The organism is Actinomycetota bacterium (assembly GCA_018334075.1).
Taxonomy (GTDB): Bacteria; Actinomycetota; Coriobacteriia; order Anaerosomatales; family UBA912; genus JAGXSC01.
The window spans coordinates 1-18219 of sequence record JAGXSC010000013.1 but is presented as its reverse complement, the minus strand read 5'-3'; the positions used below and the strand labels follow the sequence as shown (position 1 = coordinate 18219).

The window sequence follows — 18219 nt, the reverse complement described above, 5'->3', positions numbered from 1 at the left end:
GTAAATCCTCGGCGGTAGCCAGCCGCACGATCGGCTTGAACGCATCGGCGGCCTTCTCGGCACAGGAGTGATGGCGCTCGTCGACCACAGTGCCCAGCTCAAGCCCCCGATCGGTATCGACAATGACGTGATCGCCTGGTACCGCCTCGGTTCCGGCGCAATCGAACCAGACTACTCGTGGAACTGAACGAACTCTTACTGCTATTGGCGCGGGCAAACAAGTACCTCCCGAACATCGAAGAGCATGGCCTCTACAGCCAGCTGGACATTTACATTATACGAGATACGCCGCCGGGCCTCACTAACCGCGCCCAGACCACGATTCGCAGCTTGCGGAGTTATAACTGCGGCCACTTCCTGCATAGCATCGAGCACATCCGTGTTGAGCACAAGCTCATCGAGGCCCAACGAAAGCACAAGGCAATCCCTGAGCCAACTTTCTGTGATGCTCAAAATCTCTGTCACGCCCTCCCGCTCACGCGCGGTAAGCTCACGCTTGTGCCGAACCTGCATCGTCTTGCCGCCGCTCTTACCAAATATCTCCTCGGCGTTCTTGATCTCCTGCGCGTGGGCGGCTTTAGTCTCCTCCAGCGGGGCGTTGACCAGAACGAGCAGCTCGCGACAGGCGCGCAAGACGTCGAACTCATCGTATGCGGGCAGGTCCTTGAGTATCGACAGTATCCTGGCGCGGGCCTCTCGGCGGCTCGAAGATTGAAGGAACTCCGCCGCGCGCGATATGACGCCTCCTGTAGCCGCAAGCGCCGCTGTCGCCTCCTGTGGCGACGCGCCCGTACGCTGCTCGAGCAACGCCTGCGCCGAGGAGGGCGACACCTGCCTGAATCGAACCACCAGGCAGCGCGAAGCGATCGTCGGAGGCACGGACTCGTAGCTTGCAGCGAGCAGAATTATCGTTACCCCAGGCGGCGGCTCTTCGAGCGTCTTGAGGAACGCATTGGCTGTAGAGTCGCCCATCAGATCCGCCTGGTCCAGGATGTAGAACTTGTGCCTGGCCTCCAGCGGCTTCAGGTGGATGTCGCGGATAAGCGGGCGAATCTGCTCATCTAAAAGGTAGCTGGCTGCACCTTGCGGGGCCAGCACCTGCACGTCGGGGTGGGAGTCCCTCTTGATGCGGGAGCACGCCCGGCAGGTGCCGCAGGCGTCGTCGTCGCAGATCGTCGCGCAGGCAAACGCGCGGGCCGCCGTTTTCTTCCCGGTTCCCGCCGGACCTACAAACAGGTAGCCGTGGGATACCGTTCGACTCTGCACCGCGGTCCTGAGAAAGTCCCGCGCCGGATTCTGTCCGATAATGCCGTCCCATACGCACTTGCGCGTCATCATCACGCGTCCTTCGCCATCAAGGCGCTCAACACGGGCAGGCGATGAAGCGTCGAGAGTACCATGGTATGTATCTCCTCGACCGATCCGGACGCGTCTATCACCACGCACCTGGCCGGCTCCTCCTTGGCGAGCTCAAGAAACCCTTGGCGCACTCGTTCGTGAAACGCCATCTGCTCGGCCTCAAGACGATCGGCGCCGCTACGCGCCGCCCTTACGAGGCCGAGTGCGGGATCGATGTCGAGCACGATCGTAAGGTTGGGAACCAGATCACACGTGGCCATGCGCGAGAGGGTCTCGATGCCCTCTTTCGGAAGGCCTCGGCCGTAACCCTGATACGCCAACGTCGAGTCGGTAAAGCGATCACACAGCACCACACTTCCCACAGAAAGCATCGGCAATATGCGCTCGGTGACAAGCTGCGCGCGCGACGCCTGGTATAGCAGCAACTCGGCCACGGGCGTCATGCCTGTGCTTGCGGGATCCAGCAAAATATCGCGGACCCGCTCGCCTAGGCGTGTGCCGCCGGGTTCGCGCACCACCTCCACCTTCAGGCCGGCTTCGAAAAGCACCGGCTCTAGCAGCGCGATCTGAGTGGATTTACCGCACCCTTCACCGCCCTCGAAGGTCAGAAAGATCCCTCTGCGACTAATCCCGCTCACGAGGACACCTCTCCAACCTCGGTTGCCCAATCCGCTACCGCCGATGCATAGAGATCCCCGCCGAGCGAATCGATGGCGACAACGGCCGGAAAGTCGACTAGCTCCAGACGAACGATCGCCTCTGTGCCGAGATCCTCGTACGCCACAGGAGTCGCGCTGACTACCTTTGTGCCCAGCAGAGCGGCCGCGCCACCTACAGCCGCAAAGTAAACCGCGCCGAACTTTGCGCACGCGTCTCTTACGCCTGGCGAGCGAGGGCCCTTGCCGATGGCGGCTGTTATGCCGGCCGCAAACAGCCCCGGGGTGAACTCGTCCATCCGAGAAGCGGTGGTCGGGCCTATCGAGCCTGCAGGTCTGCCTGGGGAAGGAGGCGTCGGACCAGCATAGAGCAGCGCCTGCCCGGCCAGCCCGAACGGCAGGTGCCCCGGAGTCTGCGCGAGTCTTTCGGCGAGACGCGCATGCGCAACATCCCTCGCGGTGAACACGGAGCCAGAGAGCAGGACCTGCTGGCCCGCGCGAAGCGAGGCGAGCACATCAGGCTGCAACGGCAACTTCACTGTCATTGGCTCAAGCATACACTGGCCGATCTGATCGCATAGCATCCCATATTGATCGCCACAGGCAATGACGCGATGTGGCAGGGAGCGGTCTTGACGTGAACTGCGAGTGCCGTCGTGTCTCCTCCGAGCCCTGCTGGACCGATTCCGGTGGCATTGATCTCGCGCAACAGCAACTCTTCGAAAGCCGTGCGCTCTGGATCGGCGCAATCTTGACCGATCGGCCGAAGAAGGGCTTGCTTCGAGAGTTTGGCCGCCTGATCAAAGCCGCCGCCCACGCCGACCCCGACAAAAAGAGGGGGGCACGCCGAACGCGCGGTGGCCCTAACCGCATCGAGCACCGCCTCGCGCACTCCGTCAAGCCCAGCGGTAGGCGCTAGCATCTTGAGCGCGGAGGCGTTGTCGGAGCCGCCGCCTTTTAGCATCACGTGAACGGTTGCGCCTTCTCCGGGCCTCAAGGTCACATCGAGTAGCGCAGGCGTATTGTCACTGGTGTTGGCACGGTCAAAGAGCGCGTCTCGAACCACACTCATGCGCAATCGACCTTCTCGGTAAGCTGTGGCTACTGCGGCGTCTATCGCAGGCTTCAAGGGCTCGGTAAGGCACGTCTTCTCGCCGAGCTCCACCCAGACCCACACAGAACCGGTGTCCTGGCACAACGGAACTCGATCGGCTACTGCAATCTCGGCGTTTTGAAGCAACTGCTCAAGCGCCCAACGGCCCCGCGGGAATCTTTCCGACTCCGCAGCCCTCTGAAGGGCCGCCAAAACGTCGTGGCGCAGCTCAGCCGATGCCGCAATAATCGCGTCATGGACCGCCTCGGCTATACGTTTAGTTTCAAGAAACACATCAATCCCTAAAGTCCCAGCGCCCTGAGCGACTCCGCTATGCTCTCCGCCGAGGCCTGAAGCATCGCCAGCTCTTCAGAGCTCAGCTCCATCTCGGAAATCTCCTCCACCCCGCCTCGACCAATGACGGCGGGAACCGACATGTAAACGTCGTTGATACCGTATTGACCGGTCAGGTATACGCAGCTCGGCAGCTGAACGCGCTTCCCGCCCAAAATAGCGGCCAAAGTGTGGGCCACACTGGCGGCAGGAGCGTAAAACGCGCTCCCGGACTTGAGCAAGCCGACTACCTCGGCTCCGCCGTACACAGTGCGATTTACGACCTTTGCGATATCTTCTGGCGGCAAGAGTTCGCTGACCGGTGTTCCAGCGACGAGCGATTGCGATGGTAGCGGTACCATCGCGTCTCCATGCGCGCCGCACACGACCGCCTCGATGCTTGCGGGAGACACACCCATGTGCTCCGCGATCGCGTGCGAAAAGCGCGCGGAGTCGAGAACGCCTCCCATGCCGAAAACGCGATCATGAGGTAATCCCGAGACCTTCCAGGCAAGATACGTCATCACATCGAGCGGGTTGGTGACAATCAGGAAGAGCGCCTCGGGTGATGCCTGTAGGGCCTGTTCGACCACTGAGCGCACTATCGAGGTGTTCGCCGCCAACAGGTCATCGCGCGTCATGCCAGGCTTGCGAGGTAGTCCTGCGGTGATCACGACGATCTCGGAACCTGCTGTATCAGCGTAGTCGTTCGTCCCGAGTACTGAAGGCGCGAACCTGTCGATCGAACGAGCGTGCATCATATCAAGGGCCTTGCCTTGGGGCAGGCCTTCGGCGACATCAATGAGCACAACATCCGCTAGCTCTCTTCCGAGAAGCATGAAAGCCAGAGTGGCTCCGACCTGGCCGGCTCCGACCACAGTCACTTTTGGTAAGGGCATATATCCACCTTTCGAAAGTACGATCTAAAAAGCCAGCGACCTTCTACGATAGATCGGCCAAGTAGCCCACGTCCAGCTTTCGCCCCTCGTGAATCGCGAGTCGCTGCTCGAGAATGGGCGAAAGCGGCGGCAGGGGCTCTCGAGGTTCAGGGAAAGGAACCGGAACATCTACGTCGACGAGGAGTATTTCATCGGGAAAGACCGCTTCCGAGAGAATATCTCCCAGGTAGAGAACCGCGCTTGAGCCGTGTCCTGTTTCGCCAGGCTCGCCTCCGCAAGCCTCGGCCAGCAAGATCAGGCCGACGTGCGATGCGCTCACCGCTATTGCCCGCTCCACGATGGCCTCGGCCTGAAGGTCACTCGTCGCGAGCGGGCGCCACACCCACGCCTGGGCGCCTCGGCCTTCAGCATGGGCGTATATCTCCGTGGAAAGGCATTCATCTCCACGCATGAAAGCGGTGATCCCAAGTGGGGTTTGCTCCAAAACCACCTCATGCCCGGCCTCCGTCGCGCCAAACGCCATCAGAAGCGTGGTTCCTTGCGCGCAACCAGAGAGCTTCTCTGTCAGCGCCGCTTTCTGCTGAGGATCGGCCGATGCCAGCGACGGTATCCACGGCAACACAATTACCTGTGCCTTCATCTCGCACGCATTTTTTACCGCAACGACCAGGGCCTCGACGTCCTCATCGGCGGTTGGACGCACGCAATGCTGTATCACCGCGATCTTCATATGCCGCCTCCTTCAAAGCAAAGGGTCACTTACTTTTCTTCCCTTTTCGCGAGCGGGTTTTTGGCTCTGTGCGTTGCGCGCAGTTCGGGTCGATACATATCTTCCATGGGCCCTTCTTTGTATGGACGATAACTTTGGGCGCCATGCAAGGCTCGCATATTTCGTCGGTAGGTTCCAGCTCACCGGTTTGCGGAAGCGGATATGAGATCGGATGCGTCTCGGAGTCGTACTTCTCGCACCTGACGAAGCGGGTGCCTACCTGGGAGTATCTGACCCTGAGCGTTCCTCCGCAAGAAGGGCACTTCCCGACCTCGATCTCCGGCCCCTTCTTCGTCGAGCAATCCGGCGAAAGGCACATGACCCTGACCGGCCGACGAAACTGGATCACCTTCACCTGCGGCGAACCACACACTGCGCACGCTTCGTCAACCGAGGCGAACTTGGCGTTTTTGGGAAGCGGGAAAGTCACAGAGCAGTCCGGATAGCCCTGGCACCCAACGAAGAACGCGCGCGTCTTCGGCGAGTACTTGATGAGCAGATCGTCTCCTGACTGAGGACACTTGCCTACCTTGGCATCCTCGTCCGCAGCAGCCTTCAAGGCCTCTCCGACCTCGGCCACACTGTCGAGAAGCACCGCCATCACCTCACCCAGCATCCTCCTGGAGTGCCCGACCACTTTGCTTCGAGTGCTGCGCGCGTTGGCTATCTCGTCCATCTCGCGTTCGAGCTCGGCGGTCATCTCGGCGTCTGTGATCTGCCTGGCCCTGAGCACCAAAGCGTCGATGACCGAGCGCCCCTTGCAGGTCGGCTCGGCGGGATCGTTCGTTATATATTTGCGATCATAGAGCGTCTGGATGATTTCGTGCCGAGTGGCCTTCGTGCCAAGCCCCCGCTTTTCCATCTCCTGAATGAGGCGGCCCTGGGTGAAGCGGTCGGGCGGCTGGGTTTGCTTCGCATCTAGATTCGCGCCGGTAAAGCCGCAGCTTCCCCCCTCTGTAAGCAGAGGGAGCTGTTCGCTTTTTTTCTGCCCGAATGGGTATATCGCGCGGAAACCGGGCGTGACGGTGACGTCACCGCGGGCGACGAACTTCTCGCCTGCGACCTGCAATATCGCCTTAGCGCTCTCAAGCACTGCCGGGTCGGAGAGCGTGGCCATGAACCGCCTGGCCACCAGGTTGTAGACCTTGTAATTCTCTGGCTTCATCTTGTCGGGGTCCGCCACGCCCGTCGGGTGAATCGGCGGGTGGTCCGTGGCCTCTTTCTGGCCTCGCGTCGGAGCAAGATTGGGCTTCGATAGCAACTCGGCAGCATACTCCTGGTATGGCCCGACCTTCTTCAGGGTTCTCAGCAAGGCCTTCAGATCAAGGCTCTTCGGGTACACCGTGTTATCCACACGCGGATAGCTGATGAGGCCATCCATGTACAGCGACTCGGCGATCCGCATGGTGCGCGACGGCGAAAGCCCCTCGGCCGCGCCAGCCATCAAAAGCGACGTGGTGTTGAAAGGCGCCGGCGGCTTGACGGTGCGCTGCTTGGTAACCAGCGACAGCACCTCTGCTAAGCTATGCCCCTCGACGGCATCGAGCACTCTTTGCGCATCTTCTGCCGAGGAGAACCTCGCGGTTTCGTGAACGGCGTCAAACGCGGTTCCTTCGGCCTCGAAACCACCTTTGACGACCCAGTAGTTCTCGGGAGTAAACGCCTCGCGCTCTCTCTCGCGATCCACAATCAGCTTGAGCGCCGGTGTTTGAACCCGCCCCGCGGAAAGCACATCGCCCCACGCCCGCTTGGCGGCCTTGTTCGAGGTGATGGTCAGGTACCGGGTCAACACCGCCCCCCACACAAGGTCGATGTCCCGCCTGCTCGCGCCGGCATCGGCCAGGGCCTGATCGATCGGAGCGTTTTGCGCGAAAGCCCGCTCGATCTCCTCGCGAGTAAAAGCGGAGTACCGAACGCGCGTCACCGGCAACGCGGGATTGACAGCCAAAACCACATTGGCCGCGTCAGCTCCGATCAGCTCGCCTTCCCTGTCGTAGTCCGTCGCGACGACCACATGAGTCGCCTTCTTTGCGAGGCTGCGCAGCGACTGGATGATGCCCTTCTCGGCAGGTTCCTCGACGAGGTCGGCGCCGACCATCTCTGTCAGGTCCTCAAGACGCCATTTGGAGAACTCATCGGGAAAGTCCACTCCTATAATGTGACCCTTCAGGCCGATGCTTACCCACTCATCGCCGTCCCGGCGAAAGCGGTACACGGGTGTCGAGTAAACCTTGTCGGCGGTGGATTTGCCGACGGCGAGTATATCCGCCAGTTTCTTGGCGGCGATGTTCTTCTCAGAGATGACCAGTCGCATTGAGTGTCCGTCTTCTGTCGAAATGGCACGATATCTACGCGAGTATATACCGCCGAGTCAAGCGGACAACTCCTAAAGCCCTATTTCCGCAGCCCGCTCTTGCATCGCACGAAGCGAAATGCCGAGGAACTCCTCCCTGGAAAGGCCCATCTCCTGACAGGTGTCAATCTGTTCTCGGCTGGCCCCGCGCGCAAACGATTTCTCTTTGAAACGCTTGAGGAGCGAGGAGACTTTGACTCCCGAAAGCGACTTGTCCGGCCTTACCAATGCGGCGGCCACAATGAACCCCGTCGTAGGATCGGCGGCGTACAACGCCCTGTCCATCAAAGACTGCCTTGGAGCCTTGCCGGCATGTGCCAGTATCGCATGAAGACTATCGGTATCGAGCAGACCAGAGAGCGCTTCGGCGGTTTTTAGGCCATGGCTTTCGTAGTCGTCACTTGTCTCGGCGTAATCAAGATCATGCAATAGTCCGACAAGGCCAAAGCGTGCTATATCCTCATCGGCCAGGCCGAAGTGGCGAGCCAACGCTTCCATTATTATCTCGGTGGCGACACAGTGGTTCACCAGATTCAAAGCTCCGACGCGCTCTCTTACGAGCTCCAGGGCGACTGTGCGATCCAATGACTTCCTCACCCTCCCGGTTTAGCTGCGGTTTTCGGCTTGCGCGCGGCGGATGTCCTTGGCGCCCTCAATGCGAGACGCCAGCCACTGCGCCCATGCGCCAACTCCATCCCCTTTGGTCGCCGAAATCGGAAACAACGGCGCCTTCGGGTTGAGCGAGCTTACCACCGAGCGAAACTCGTCCTCATTGAAGTCGAACACATCAATGGTGTCGTACTTGTTCAGGATCACCGCCTCGGCGATCTGAAAGATACCCGGATACTTGTAGGGCTTGTCGTGCCCTTCCGGAACCGACAGAATCATGACCTTGGCATGCTCGCCGAGGTAAAACTCGGTTGGGCACACCAGGTTTCCGACGTTTTCGACGATGATGAGGTCGAGCTCTTCGAGATCCAGGCTGGCGCTCGCCCGACGAATCATGTCGGCCTCAAGATGGCAGGCCCCGCCTGTGTTGATCTGCACCGCGGGGATTCCGTGCTCGGCGATCTTTTCGGCATCCACGCTAGAAGCGATGTCGCCTTCGATAACCGCAATCGAGTATCGATCGCGCAAAGCCGAGATAGTCGCCAATATCGTGGATGTCTTGCCGGCCCCAGGAGATGCCATGAGATCGAGCACGAAAACGTCCGACTCGTCGAAAGCCTGCCTGTTCTCGGCGGCTATTCGCTCATTGTGATCGAGTATAGGACGCCTGATATCTATCTTCATGCTCTCCCAATCAAGTCCAGCGTTAATATCACTTACCGGTGGCGGGGGCCTGCGACTCCGTGAGTTCAGGCGTGTCCGCCTCAATGCTGTCTATTCTGAGCTCTTTGCCCTGGATTAGCTCACAAAAGTAGTTGCCGCAATCGGGACAGGCCATCTCAAACCTGCCATGGTCAAACTCCACATTACACTCGGCGCATCGGGATCGCGCGCCAATGCGGTTGACCGTCAATATCGCGCCCTCGGCCAAAGTGCCTGGCGTAAGTGCCTCAAAGGCGAATTGAAGCGCAAAGTCCACTATCTCGGTCAACTCGCCGACCGTGACGCGTATCTCTGTTATGCGCTCGGCCTCGGCTTTCTTCGCCGCGTCTACCGCAGCATCTAAAATGCCGGCTACAATACCCATCTCATGCACTGTCAGCCACTACTCCTCTAGCACCGCCTGGCGTGCGATGCGCTTAGAGAGAACGATGCGCGCAAATAACAAGCTGAGCTCGTAAAGCGCCAGAAGGGCGCCGAACATAAGCCCCATGCTTACCGGACTCCAATCCGGTGTGGCCACAGAGGCAAAAACCAATAGGGTGACGTAAGCGATTCTCCAGTTCTCACGCAGCTTTGCATAAGGAACGATCTCGAATAGCACCAGATAGAACACTACCACCGGCAACTGGAAGCTAAGTCCGAATCCAAGCACCAGCAATACCGCGCCCTGAAAATAGCGACCGGCATCCGGCAGGACCTGAACTCCCTCCCAGGCCTGTGCGACCATCCACCCGAATGCGGTGCCGAGCACATAGGTGTGCCCAACATACGCACCCGCCGCGAACAGCACGGCCATGGCGGCAAACGTCGGAATGACCCACTTTTGTTCCTTGGGCCTCAAGGCCGGCAGAAAAAACCCGAAAACCTGCCATATGATAATCGGGGAGCCGAGCATCAGGGTCGCATAAAGTGCGACTTTGAAGCGCAGGGTGAACCCTTCGAAGGGTCCGAGCAATACGAGGTCGGTTCCGCCAAAGTAAGGCAAAATTGGAGCCATAAAGTAGGTGTATATCCTCGGCGCTTCCCAATACAGGGCCACCGAGCCTACGAGAATAACGGCAGCAATGATCGCCAACCGGCGACGTAGCTCACCGAAGTGCTCAAAAAACGGCATTCTCTTTGGCGATATCGGCATATGCTCAAAGGAGTCGGGCTAAAAGCCTACTCCTCTTCCTCCTCGTCTTCGTCGTCATCGTCGTCAAGCCTGCGCCTGGCCGAATGCGGAGCACGCGACTCGGGCACTGGTGAGCTCTCGCGATCCTTGCCATACATCTCGGTCCTGATTACAGCCTCCATGCTATCTTGCGCACGCTTGAACTCACGCATGGCCCGTCCCACTGTCCTGCCCATCTCGGGCAACCTCTCGGGACCAAAAATGAGTAGCGCAAAAACCACAATTATGAATAACTCGATGCCGCTGATTCCAAACAAAATAGACTCCAGACCTACCGTCAGAAGCTATTGGCTTCTTCAATAGAATCGAATATTGGAAACACCTTATCAAGGCCGGTGATACGAAACACCTTCAAAACATTCTCTCGCGTGCAGACAAGACGGATTGTCCCGGAGTTCTCGCGCGCGCGTCTCAGCGCACCTACCAGCACTCCCAAACCCGAGCTGTCGATAAAGCTAACGCCGTTGAGATCAAGCAATATCTCCGTAGAGCCACCCTGGATACATTTAACGAGATGCTCCTTTAGCCGAGGGGCAGTGTAGACGTCCACTTCTCCATTGACAGTCAGCTTACACCGAGAGTCATCACATTCGGCAATGATATCGAGTTCCATCGGCCTACGCCCACTTCCTAATCGGTAATAGCTGTTTGACGATTGTACATGCAAGATGCGCTGCTGCTCAATCAAAGCAACTCCAAAGAGACGTCCGGATAGCGCGGGCTTGCATATTCAGGGGGTGAAATGGGTACCTTTATTAGTGAATCACCCCGGAGAGGAGAGCTATGCCCCTTGACATTGATCTAGCCGAAAGTGAATCACACTGGCTCCTGCAGCTAACGGGCGATCTCGACTATGGGGAGTGCGCCGCCTTCAGGATGAGTATCGACCGAATTTTGAAAACTACTCCGCCTTCAGCGATTGTGGATCTCTCGAACATTGAGTATCTGGACAGCTCGGGGTTGGGCTTGCTGCTCAGCCTGTCCAAAGAGTATGGAGCAAAAGGTGGACGCCTGGTGCTGGTAACCAACGAGATCGTCGACAACATCTTGTCACTCACAAGGCTCAATGGAATATTCTCGACCACCTCATCGGTGGAAGAGGCTCTCATTGTCCTGGGTGAGGCAGGCGTATAGGCGCCCGGGTCAGGGTGTGGGAGCGGGCGTCGCTTCGACCGTCGGAGTTGCGGCCGATAATCTCGCAATGGCGTTTTGCGCCATCGTAAGACTGCCCGGTCCGGTTCCTTGCGGATCAAGCTCGAGATATCGACTGTATGCCGCAAGCGCTTCGCTAACCTGGCCGGCTGACTCGTAAAAGATTCCGGCATTGAAGTGCGCGGGGGCGAAATTCGGATCTACCCCCAACGCGGTTCCGATCAACTCGATCGCTCCTGCAGTATCGCCACTGTAGTACCTGGCGATGGCGGCATCTGTAATGTCTCCCGGAATAGTGGCGTTAAGCGCCAGTGCCTGGTCGTAAAATGAAACCGCCGCCAACCATAGTGGCCGATCCGATCCTCTTGGAGCAGCGGTAGCCGTCATAACCTCCGCCGCCCAATTATAGTAAGTATGACCCAACTGCATGAGTACCGTATAACTGGCTGGCTGACTGACTAAAAGCCCTTCCAGGCCAACAACTTGAGGGGTATGTCTGGCGGCGATAGCATCTAGGGTCCCTGTGCCGGGCACACCGTTTTGAGTCGGCCCAGTAAACAACCCCAGCCCACCCCAAGGAATGAAACTGAGTACAAGGATAGAGCATACAACAATTATGCCGATCCTTATTATGGCCGGAGCCTTCTTTTTGTCTATCGCCATCCTTGGTCTCCTCGTTGTCGTAAAGAAATACGGGCCCAGGCACTGATAGCTCTACCCGGGCCCGCTTTATCGCTATAAGTGCTTACTCGGCTGGAGGGGTCGCCTGCCCGGATGCACCGGGGGCCGGAGTAGTCGGAGTCGCTCCCATTCCGTCAAGCGGAGGATGCCCTGGAGGCAACGCTCCACCCTCGAGTTGCTCGGGAGTCAACTGCGGCGCTGGCGCAGATGGAGCACCGCCGGGCATAACTGTACCTGAGGCTCCAGTAGTGGCTGTCGGGCCACCCGGAATGAACATCCCAATAATCACACCGGTAAGCAAAGCCACTACTCCGATAAGGGCAGCTACCGTCATGCTCACGGACTGCATACTGAAAGACACTGACGAAGAGGGTGCAGGGTCACTCTCAACAAGGTCTGTCTCAACACTGGCAGCGGCTTTTCTTTTGGAGGCCGGCTTGGCCCCGCCGCTCTTTGCCGGAGCCTGGTCCTGCGTCTCGTCCTCGTCAAAAAAGAAGTCTTTGTCACTCACGTTTTGTGTCCTCCTTAGTTTATTGACCACAGCATCGGCAGCCTTTAACACACATACAAGCCGAGCCGCCGCGATTATAGCATGAGCTATCTAAACATATAGTCTAAAGTCGCTCGTTTCAACTATTGGTATCAGCAAGAAATCGGCCAATCGCGCTCGCCCAAACTCACGCGCGAAGCTTCGATCGAATTTCATCCGCACGCATCATTATCCGCTCGACATCCAGGTCGATATCCAGGTCGGCAGGATTATGCTCGTCGAACAACACCCTACCTTCAACCATGGTAAAGATCACATTATCCTGATTCGCCGAGTGAACAAGCGTGCTGTAGGGGTTAGATATCGGCGCCTGATGGCTCTGAGCCAGGTCGACCGCGATAATGTCGGCCTTCTTGTCGACTTCAAGCGATCCTGTCGTGTGGTCGATTTGCAGAGCCTTGGCCGCATCGATCGTGCTAAGGCCGATAAAGGTACGCGCATCGAAAAATATCTCGTCAGGATCTATAGCGCGCTGTATCAGCAGCCCTATTCGCATCTCGTCAAACATGTCCATCGCGTTGTTGGCAGCGGGCGAATCCGTACCTATGCCGACGTTTATACCGTGCGCCAACATAGAGCGCAGTGGCAGCATCCCCATTCCAAGTTTTGCATTACATCGGGGGCAGTACGCTACCGAAACACCGCTGGCCGCGAGCGTCTCAATATCGTCGTCATCCACCTGTGTGCAGTGTACAGCCAGCATATTCGGGACATCGAACAGGTCCCACTGCAGGACATATTTTACCGGACTGACCCCCGTCGGAAGCCAAGGTACCCTGTCGGTCTCCAGATCGCGATAGTCCACAGCTAAAATCGAGCTGCCGTACTTCACAAAATTGTATTCTTCCCTCGATCCTGCCAGATGCGTCGCAACCGGAATCGAGTTTCGAGTCGCATAATCGGCAACACTACTGAACAACGTTGGGTGACAGCTGTAGGTGGAGTGTGGTGCGATCCCGATAGTGACACGCTCGCTGTCAGTCAGAGATCTCCACTCGGCAATATCCTGTGATGCGCCGTCAACTGCTCGATCCACGAGCGCTTTATCCATCGCCGAGACCTCGCGATAGATAAACGCCCTGAGGCCCGATGCCGTCACTGCCGGAACAGACGCGCCTGTTTTGGTGATATCGGCAACGGTCGTGATGCCCGAGCGAAGCGCCTCCAATGCTCCGAGCAAGGCTGCGTCCTCCCAGTCGGCCGCGGTAAGCGCCTTTTCTTTCTCCATGAGCTGAATCTTCCAGCGCGCATACGGAAGATCGTCGACCAGCCCCCGCATCGCCGAGAACTCCAGGTGGGTGTGAAGGTCCACAAAGCCGGGCATGAGCGCGGCCAAGCCGAAATCACGACTTTTCTCGGCGGGATATCTTTCACGCAAGGCGTTTGCGCTGCCAATGTCGCTTATAACGCCATCTCGAACCAGGATCGCGCCGTCTTCGATATGCGGCGAGGAAACCGGCACGACATACCGTGCGGTCAACAACATCACGAGCCTCCATTCATGAAGAGTAAACCTGTTGCTATCTTATCGCAGTGTGGATGGACACGATTCCGCCGGTAAGGTTTTGCCAGCGGACCTCGGAGAACCCTGCCTCTTTCAGCTCAAGCGCCAGTGCAGATTGATTCGGGAAAAGCCTGATCGAGGCATTCAGGTAGTCAAAAGACGCCTTGTCGCCTCGAGTGAGCACGGAGCCCAGCAGCGGAATCACACTACCTAGATAGATGTAGTACATCTTCCTCCATAGCAAATTGGGAGGAGTTGAGAATTCGAGGATCACATATCGTCCCCCGGGAACAAGCACCCTGTGTGCCTCGGCGAAGTTTGCCGCCCGATCCGGCAGGTTCCTGACGCCGAAGGCAACAGTTACGACATCAAAACTGGCATCCGGAAAGGGAAGCTCCTGGGCGTCTGCGGTCAAAAAGGTAACCTTCGAGCCTCCCGGCTTCCGTTCTGACTTTTGCTGAGCGACAGAGAGCATCTCGGGAGAGAAATCGGTTGCAACAACTTCTGCGGGCATCCCTGTTCCCGCAATAGCAAAGGCGAGATCCCCTGTGCCCGCGCATAGGTCAAGAACCCTCGCCTCGCTAGATAGAGAGGCCGCCTCCACCGCGGCATGCCTCCAGCCTCTATCAAAGCCAAGGCTAGATAGGAGGTTGAACGTATCGTAGCTTTCCGCGATACGGCCGAAAATTCCTCGCACCCGCGCGGTTGTGGCTTCACCGGGCGACGTGGTCGGCTTCTGACTTACCGGCTCACCTGGGATCAACTAGATTCCGTACCTTCCTTGAAGCATCTGGGCGAACCCCGGCGAATGCCTGCCAGGTTCATCAGGTTTTCTCTGGCCCACAAAATTACCACATGAACAACGTGTCTCCAGTTGGCCTTCGCCGGCCAGTTTAGCTCTTGCTTCTCGCACACCGTCGACTCCGACAAGCGACTCATTTCACCCTTTAGGGCTTCCAGTTTTCTATCTCTGCTGGCTGGCTCAAGCAACAAAATGGAATCCAGCTTGGCCATTACCTTGCGCGCCTGAACGATTCGCTCCTCGGTTCTGGCCGCTACATTCGGCTCAACGATCCCGAGCTTGCCCTTGATCCTGTTTAACTGCAGGCCGACTTCATAGGTGGCGTCAACCATCTGGTCGGAGCTCATCGCCTGGCTCTCATAGTTCATGATGTACTTCCAGGAAGGCTGGATAAGAAGCTGTCTGTGCTCCTCCAATGTCTTGGCACGAAGCGCATACCCGTACTTCTCGGGGTTGTCGAAAGCCATTGAGCCGGGATCCAGGAAAGGCGCCATCGGCGATGAGAAAACAAGCAGTCTGCTGTCCCCGTTCACCTTCGAATACAGCTGCTCAACATAGCCTGGGGTTTCAAGCACTGATTCAGCGGTCTGCGAGGGTATGCCCGTCATGAAATACAGATCGAAGCGCTTGCAGCCGTTGCGCAAAGCTGCAGCGATCGATGTCTCTAGCTGCTCGGTGGTGTAGTGGTGCTTGCCGAATGCTGCCCTTACTCGATCATCGTGAGATTCGGCGCTGATCTCGACTGAATAATCCGTGAGGTGTTCGTTGAGGAACTGATAGAACTCCTCGGCGGGCGGCTTGAAAAACTCAAACCCTATTGGGTTACGCAGCTTGATTCTGGCAAGACCCCTGATGAAGGCGGCTACGTAATCTCCGCCTCCCTGCAAAAAGTCGTTCAGCACGAATATCGGTCCCGGGATGTACTTTTGCACGTGCTGGATATCCCTGACCAGCAGCTCAGGATCCCTGAATGCTACCTTGCGCCTCCCGAAGTGATTGCGGAACGAGTACGCGCTGCCGCCACAGGTCACGCAATTGTGAGTGCAACCCCGGCATGTAAGTGAAGCGCAAACAGGGTACTGGAGCCAATCCTTGAATGGCACCGAGCCCATCATGTCGCGATATCGAATGACCGAGCGCATCGAAAACGAGTAGTCGAGAGAGACATCGTTCATGGTGTCCGGAACCCATTCGAGCGCATTTGTCACGACCGAGCCATCGCGCGAAACGTACGTGAGGTTGGGGATGTCGTCGACGCGGCCCTTGCCCTTGAGGGCATAGAGCAGCCGGGTCATAGGCTCTTCGGTGGAATCACCGCGCACAACATAATCCACCCACGGATATGAGATAAGTTCTTCGTGAAAGTATGTGGCTGAAAGTCCACCGAATATGACCGGCGTGTCAGGATGGTACTGCTTGACTATCCTTGCGATCTCTATGGATCCGTGCGCGTGGGGTAACCAATGAAGGTCGATTCCAAACGCCACAGGATTCATGTCGCGAATCGCTGCCTCAACATCGTAGTCGCGACGGTTCAGCATGAGTACAGCTAGATTGACGATCCTGACTTTCAGGCCGTGTCGCTCCATGTACTCCGCGATCGTCGTAAAGCCGAGCGGATACATCTCGAATACCGGAGTGGAGGGCACCATATCCGAGATGGGCCCGAACATTATCGACCGCTCACGAAAATCGTAAACCGCGGGCGCGTGAAGCAATACGAGATCGACTCTCGACATCAATAAGGCCTTTCTGTCTTTGTTATAGCGACAATTCTATTGCATCGTCAGCGTGCAGGTGGAGGAATAGACGCTTCCTGAAGGGGTTCGGCATCGACTGTGACCCACTCTCCGTCGACCTCCTGTGTGGCAAACCTGGTGGCTGCCGGCCATTCGGGCCACTCCTCAAGATTACGCCATACGACCACCACATCAGCCCCGGCAGAGGACTCCGCCGATATATATGGCTCCTCCCACTCGGGCAGGGGCCGTGAATCTTCGGCCTCCTCAGCGGCAGCGGCCGCCAGTTCAGCTGCTATCGCTGGATCCAGGAGCAGCTCAGCATATGCTGATGCATCGGTCGAGCGCTCGGCCCTTAGCTGGAGCAGATCATCGACCGCCCTTTCGGGTGGCGATAGCGTGACCGCGGCGCAACCTGATACAAGCAGTACACAGAGCACAGCCGCCAGCGAGTAAATAACCTGCCGAAAAACGGGAGTTATCACTCCGGCGCCTCGCGCAAGTTGAAGACCTTGACCCGCCCTTGAGTGCTGTCGGTGATATATGCTCTGGAATTCTCGGCGTCCCACCAAACTGCCTCCGGCTTCGTCATGAGTCCTCCGCGGTCAAGGCCCTCTGTCGCGGGATCGCCTATTGACTCCAGCACCGAGCCGTCGCCCACATAAAACATACCAACCGTACCCGCGAAAGCTTCGGCCACCAAGAGTCTATTCGCCATTGCCGAGATCATTCCCCTCGGCAGGTCAAATCTTTCCTGTAGCGAATTGACAACTGTTCCGTCTACCGGAGAAAGAGCAAGGACCCTGCCAGCGGTCGAATCAGAAGCCCAAAGCAAGCCATCACTCATGTGCATTCCTCCTATAAATGCCAAAGGAGGAGTCAGGCCCTTGCCGATAATGCGAACGGGGTCGCCGTTGGCATCGAATACTTTGATGCTCTGATCCGAAGCGTCGGCCACAAACAGCTCTCCGTCAAAGAACTCTGCGGAGGTAGGCTGCGATAGTGCAAACTCCCCGGTAGCCTCCAGCGCCTGAAGCTGAGCTTCGGGGTCTTCCGAATTCACGAAAACCAAACGGCTGCCGGAGGCATCGACCACAGCGACTCTTTCCGCTGAGATAACATCGACGTCAATCGGGTAAGCAACCGGGGCTCCTTCGGCCGGTGGTATCAAAATCGTTGCTATGCGGGCTCCATCGTAGCCAAATACCCCGACAGCACCAATGCCCGACAGTGCGACGAACAATCTCTCACCATCGGCATCAATGCCTCTTGGCTCCGATAAAGCCGGCGATTCCAAAGATGGAAACTGTCCCGCGAATCCAACTGTAGCGGTCGAGTTTTCGGAGAACCCGACAAGATCAACGCCGCCGGCATCCATAGCGCCGTCGCGAAAGATTACAACCAGGACCAGCACAGCAATCGCCAGCACAGTTATGAGCGCAACTGCGATCCAGAGGGCACGAGGACTTACGCTGGTAGTCATCCAACGACTCATAACCGAGCTATTCTCCGTAAGCCTTAGTTATCTGCCGCTGCAGCAACGTGGCACTCTGCGCAGAACACTCTGCTGTGGCACTGGAAGCACTGCTCGGATCCGCCATCGCGAACAGAATCCACGTGTTGCGGAATCCACGGCAGCGCCGGATTACCATATGGATGATGGCAGGCGTTGCAGAAGAGCATCTCGTCGGCTGTCTCACCTGCAACAGCATGGCATGTAAGGCAGGTGGCCGGATCGAGTTCTCCGTGTCCCTCCAGGAAGCCTGCGGGATGCGGCATCTCCATGCCATGACAATCGCTGCAGAAGCTCTGCGCGTGGCAGG

General features: G+C 57.8%; 23 protein-coding genes. 1 reads left to right on the top strand and 22 read right to left on the bottom strand.

All coding sequences use genetic code 11. The features are described 5' to 3' along the window. The 14 genes from KGZ89_02740 to KGZ89_02675 all read right to left on the bottom strand — a co-directional run. Nucleotides 1–217: stage 0 sporulation protein (locus KGZ89_02740; GenBank protein ID MBS3973771.1), on the bottom strand; the 217-nt coding region annotated here is incomplete at its 3' end. Next, nucleotides 202–1446, bottom strand: a complete 1245-nt coding sequence (locus KGZ89_02735; protein ID MBS3973770.1) for a DNA polymerase III subunit delta — start codon at nucleotides 1444–1446, stop codon at nucleotides 202–204. The genes KGZ89_02735 and KGZ89_02740, both read right to left, overlap by 16 nt. Continuing rightward, nucleotides 1338–1988: a dTMP kinase gene (locus KGZ89_02730; GenBank protein ID MBS3973769.1), complete on the bottom strand. Its 651-nt coding sequence runs from the start codon at nucleotides 1986–1988 to the stop codon at nucleotides 1338–1340. The genes KGZ89_02735 and KGZ89_02730 overlap by 109 nt, the downstream gene beginning before the upstream one ends. Before the next feature lie 5 nt (nucleotides 1989–1993). Beyond that, nucleotides 1994–2572: a fumarate hydratase C-terminal domain-containing protein gene (locus KGZ89_02725; protein ID MBS3973768.1), complete on the bottom strand. Its 579-nt coding sequence runs from the start codon at nucleotides 2570–2572 to the stop codon at nucleotides 1994–1996. Continuing rightward, nucleotides 2557–3402 carry a fumarate hydratase gene (locus KGZ89_02720; GenBank protein MBS3973767.1) on the bottom strand — a complete coding sequence of 282 codons (846 nt, stop codon included), beginning with the start codon at nucleotides 3400–3402 and terminating at the stop codon, nucleotides 2557–2559. The genes KGZ89_02725 and KGZ89_02720 overlap by 16 nt, the downstream gene beginning before the upstream one ends. 8 nt (nucleotides 3403–3410) lie before the next feature. After that, nucleotides 3411–4340: a malate dehydrogenase gene (gene mdh, locus KGZ89_02715; protein MBS3973766.1), complete on the bottom strand. Its 930-nt coding sequence runs from the start codon at nucleotides 4338–4340 to the stop codon at nucleotides 3411–3413. 43 nt (nucleotides 4341–4383) lie between these two features. Further along, a complete protein-coding gene (locus KGZ89_02710; protein ID MBS3973765.1) occupies nucleotides 4384–5070 on the bottom strand; it encodes a hypothetical protein in 687 nt (228 codons plus the stop codon). A gap of 25 nt (nucleotides 5071–5095) precedes the next feature. After that, a complete protein-coding gene (locus KGZ89_02705; protein ID MBS3973764.1) occupies nucleotides 5096–7423 on the bottom strand; it encodes a DNA topoisomerase I in 2328 nt (775 codons plus the stop codon). A gap of 72 nt (nucleotides 7424–7495) precedes the next feature. Continuing rightward, nucleotides 7496–8047 (bottom strand): HDIG domain-containing protein, encoded by a 552-nt coding sequence (locus KGZ89_02700; GenBank protein ID MBS3973763.1) that lies wholly within the window; start codon nucleotides 8045–8047, stop codon nucleotides 7496–7498. Nucleotides 8048–8068: 21 nt separating this feature from the next. Next, nucleotides 8069–8755 (bottom strand): hydrogenase nickel incorporation protein HypB, encoded by a 687-nt coding sequence (gene hypB / locus KGZ89_02695; GenBank protein ID MBS3973762.1) that lies wholly within the window; start codon nucleotides 8753–8755, stop codon nucleotides 8069–8071. Between the two features lie 28 nt (nucleotides 8756–8783). Next, nucleotides 8784–9167, bottom strand: a complete 384-nt coding sequence (gene hypA, locus KGZ89_02690) for a hydrogenase maturation nickel metallochaperone HypA (protein ID MBS3973761.1) — start codon at nucleotides 9165–9167, stop codon at nucleotides 8784–8786. Nucleotides 9168–9176: 9 nt separating this feature from the next. Further along, nucleotides 9177–9929, bottom strand: a complete 753-nt coding sequence (tatC, locus tag KGZ89_02685) for a twin-arginine translocase subunit TatC (GenBank protein ID MBS3973760.1) — start codon at nucleotides 9927–9929, stop codon at nucleotides 9177–9179. A gap of 26 nt (nucleotides 9930–9955) precedes the next feature. Continuing rightward, nucleotides 9956–10216 (bottom strand): twin-arginine translocase TatA/TatE family subunit, encoded by a 261-nt coding sequence (locus KGZ89_02680; protein ID MBS3973759.1) that lies wholly within the window; start codon nucleotides 10214–10216, stop codon nucleotides 9956–9958. Nucleotides 10217–10245: 29 nt separating this feature from the next. After that, nucleotides 10246–10581: an STAS domain-containing protein gene (locus KGZ89_02675; GenBank protein MBS3973758.1), complete on the bottom strand. Its 336-nt coding sequence runs from the start codon at nucleotides 10579–10581 to the stop codon at nucleotides 10246–10248. A 170-nt stretch (nucleotides 10582–10751) separates the two neighbouring features. On the opposite strand from KGZ89_02675, the gene KGZ89_02670 reads away from it, so the two are divergent. Further along, entirely contained in the window at nucleotides 10752–11102 is a 351-nt protein-coding gene (locus tag KGZ89_02670; protein ID MBS3973757.1) for an STAS domain-containing protein, read from the top strand. Nucleotides 11103–11111: 9 nt separating this feature from the next. Here KGZ89_02670 and KGZ89_02665 read toward each other — a convergent pair whose 3' ends face one another. From KGZ89_02665 to KGZ89_02630, 8 genes are all read right to left on the bottom strand, one after another. After that, a complete protein-coding gene (locus KGZ89_02665; protein ID MBS3973756.1) occupies nucleotides 11112–11783 on the bottom strand; it encodes a tetratricopeptide repeat protein in 672 nt (223 codons plus the stop codon). Nucleotides 11784–11865: 82 nt separating this feature from the next. After that, a complete protein-coding gene (locus KGZ89_02660) occupies nucleotides 11866–12312 on the bottom strand; it encodes a hypothetical protein (protein ID MBS3973755.1) in 447 nt (148 codons plus the stop codon). 166 nt (nucleotides 12313–12478) lie between these two features. After that, nucleotides 12479–13837, bottom strand: coding sequence for an amidohydrolase family protein (locus KGZ89_02655; GenBank protein ID MBS3973754.1), 1359 nt, complete (start codon nucleotides 13835–13837; stop codon nucleotides 12479–12481). Nucleotides 13838–13871: 34 nt separating this feature from the next. Then, nucleotides 13872–14615, bottom strand: a complete 744-nt coding sequence (gene ubiE, locus KGZ89_02650; protein ID MBS3973753.1) for a bifunctional demethylmenaquinone methyltransferase/2-methoxy-6-polyprenyl-1,4-benzoquinol methylase UbiE — start codon at nucleotides 14613–14615, stop codon at nucleotides 13872–13874. Beyond that, on the bottom strand, nucleotides 14615–16396 hold the full coding sequence (locus tag KGZ89_02645; GenBank protein MBS3973752.1) for a TIGR04190 family B12-binding domain/radical SAM domain protein: 1782 nt from the start codon (nucleotides 16394–16396) through the stop codon (nucleotides 14615–14617). The genes ubiE and KGZ89_02645 overlap by 1 nt, the downstream gene beginning before the upstream one ends. 47 nt (nucleotides 16397–16443) lie before the next feature. Beyond that, the gene (locus tag KGZ89_02640; protein MBS3973751.1) at nucleotides 16444–16881 is read right to left on the bottom strand and encodes a hypothetical protein; all 438 of its coding nucleotides are present in this window, start codon (nucleotides 16879–16881) and stop codon (nucleotides 16444–16446) included. Then, nucleotides 16878–17879 carry a hypothetical protein gene (locus KGZ89_02635; GenBank protein MBS3973750.1) on the bottom strand — a complete coding sequence of 334 codons (1002 nt, stop codon included), beginning with the start codon at nucleotides 17877–17879 and terminating at the stop codon, nucleotides 16878–16880. The genes KGZ89_02640 and KGZ89_02635 overlap by 4 nt, the downstream gene beginning before the upstream one ends. A gap of 35 nt (nucleotides 17880–17914) precedes the next feature. Beyond that, a partial coding sequence (locus tag KGZ89_02630) for a hypothetical protein (GenBank protein ID MBS3973749.1) occupies nucleotides 17915–18219 on the bottom strand: 305 nt, incomplete at its 5' end.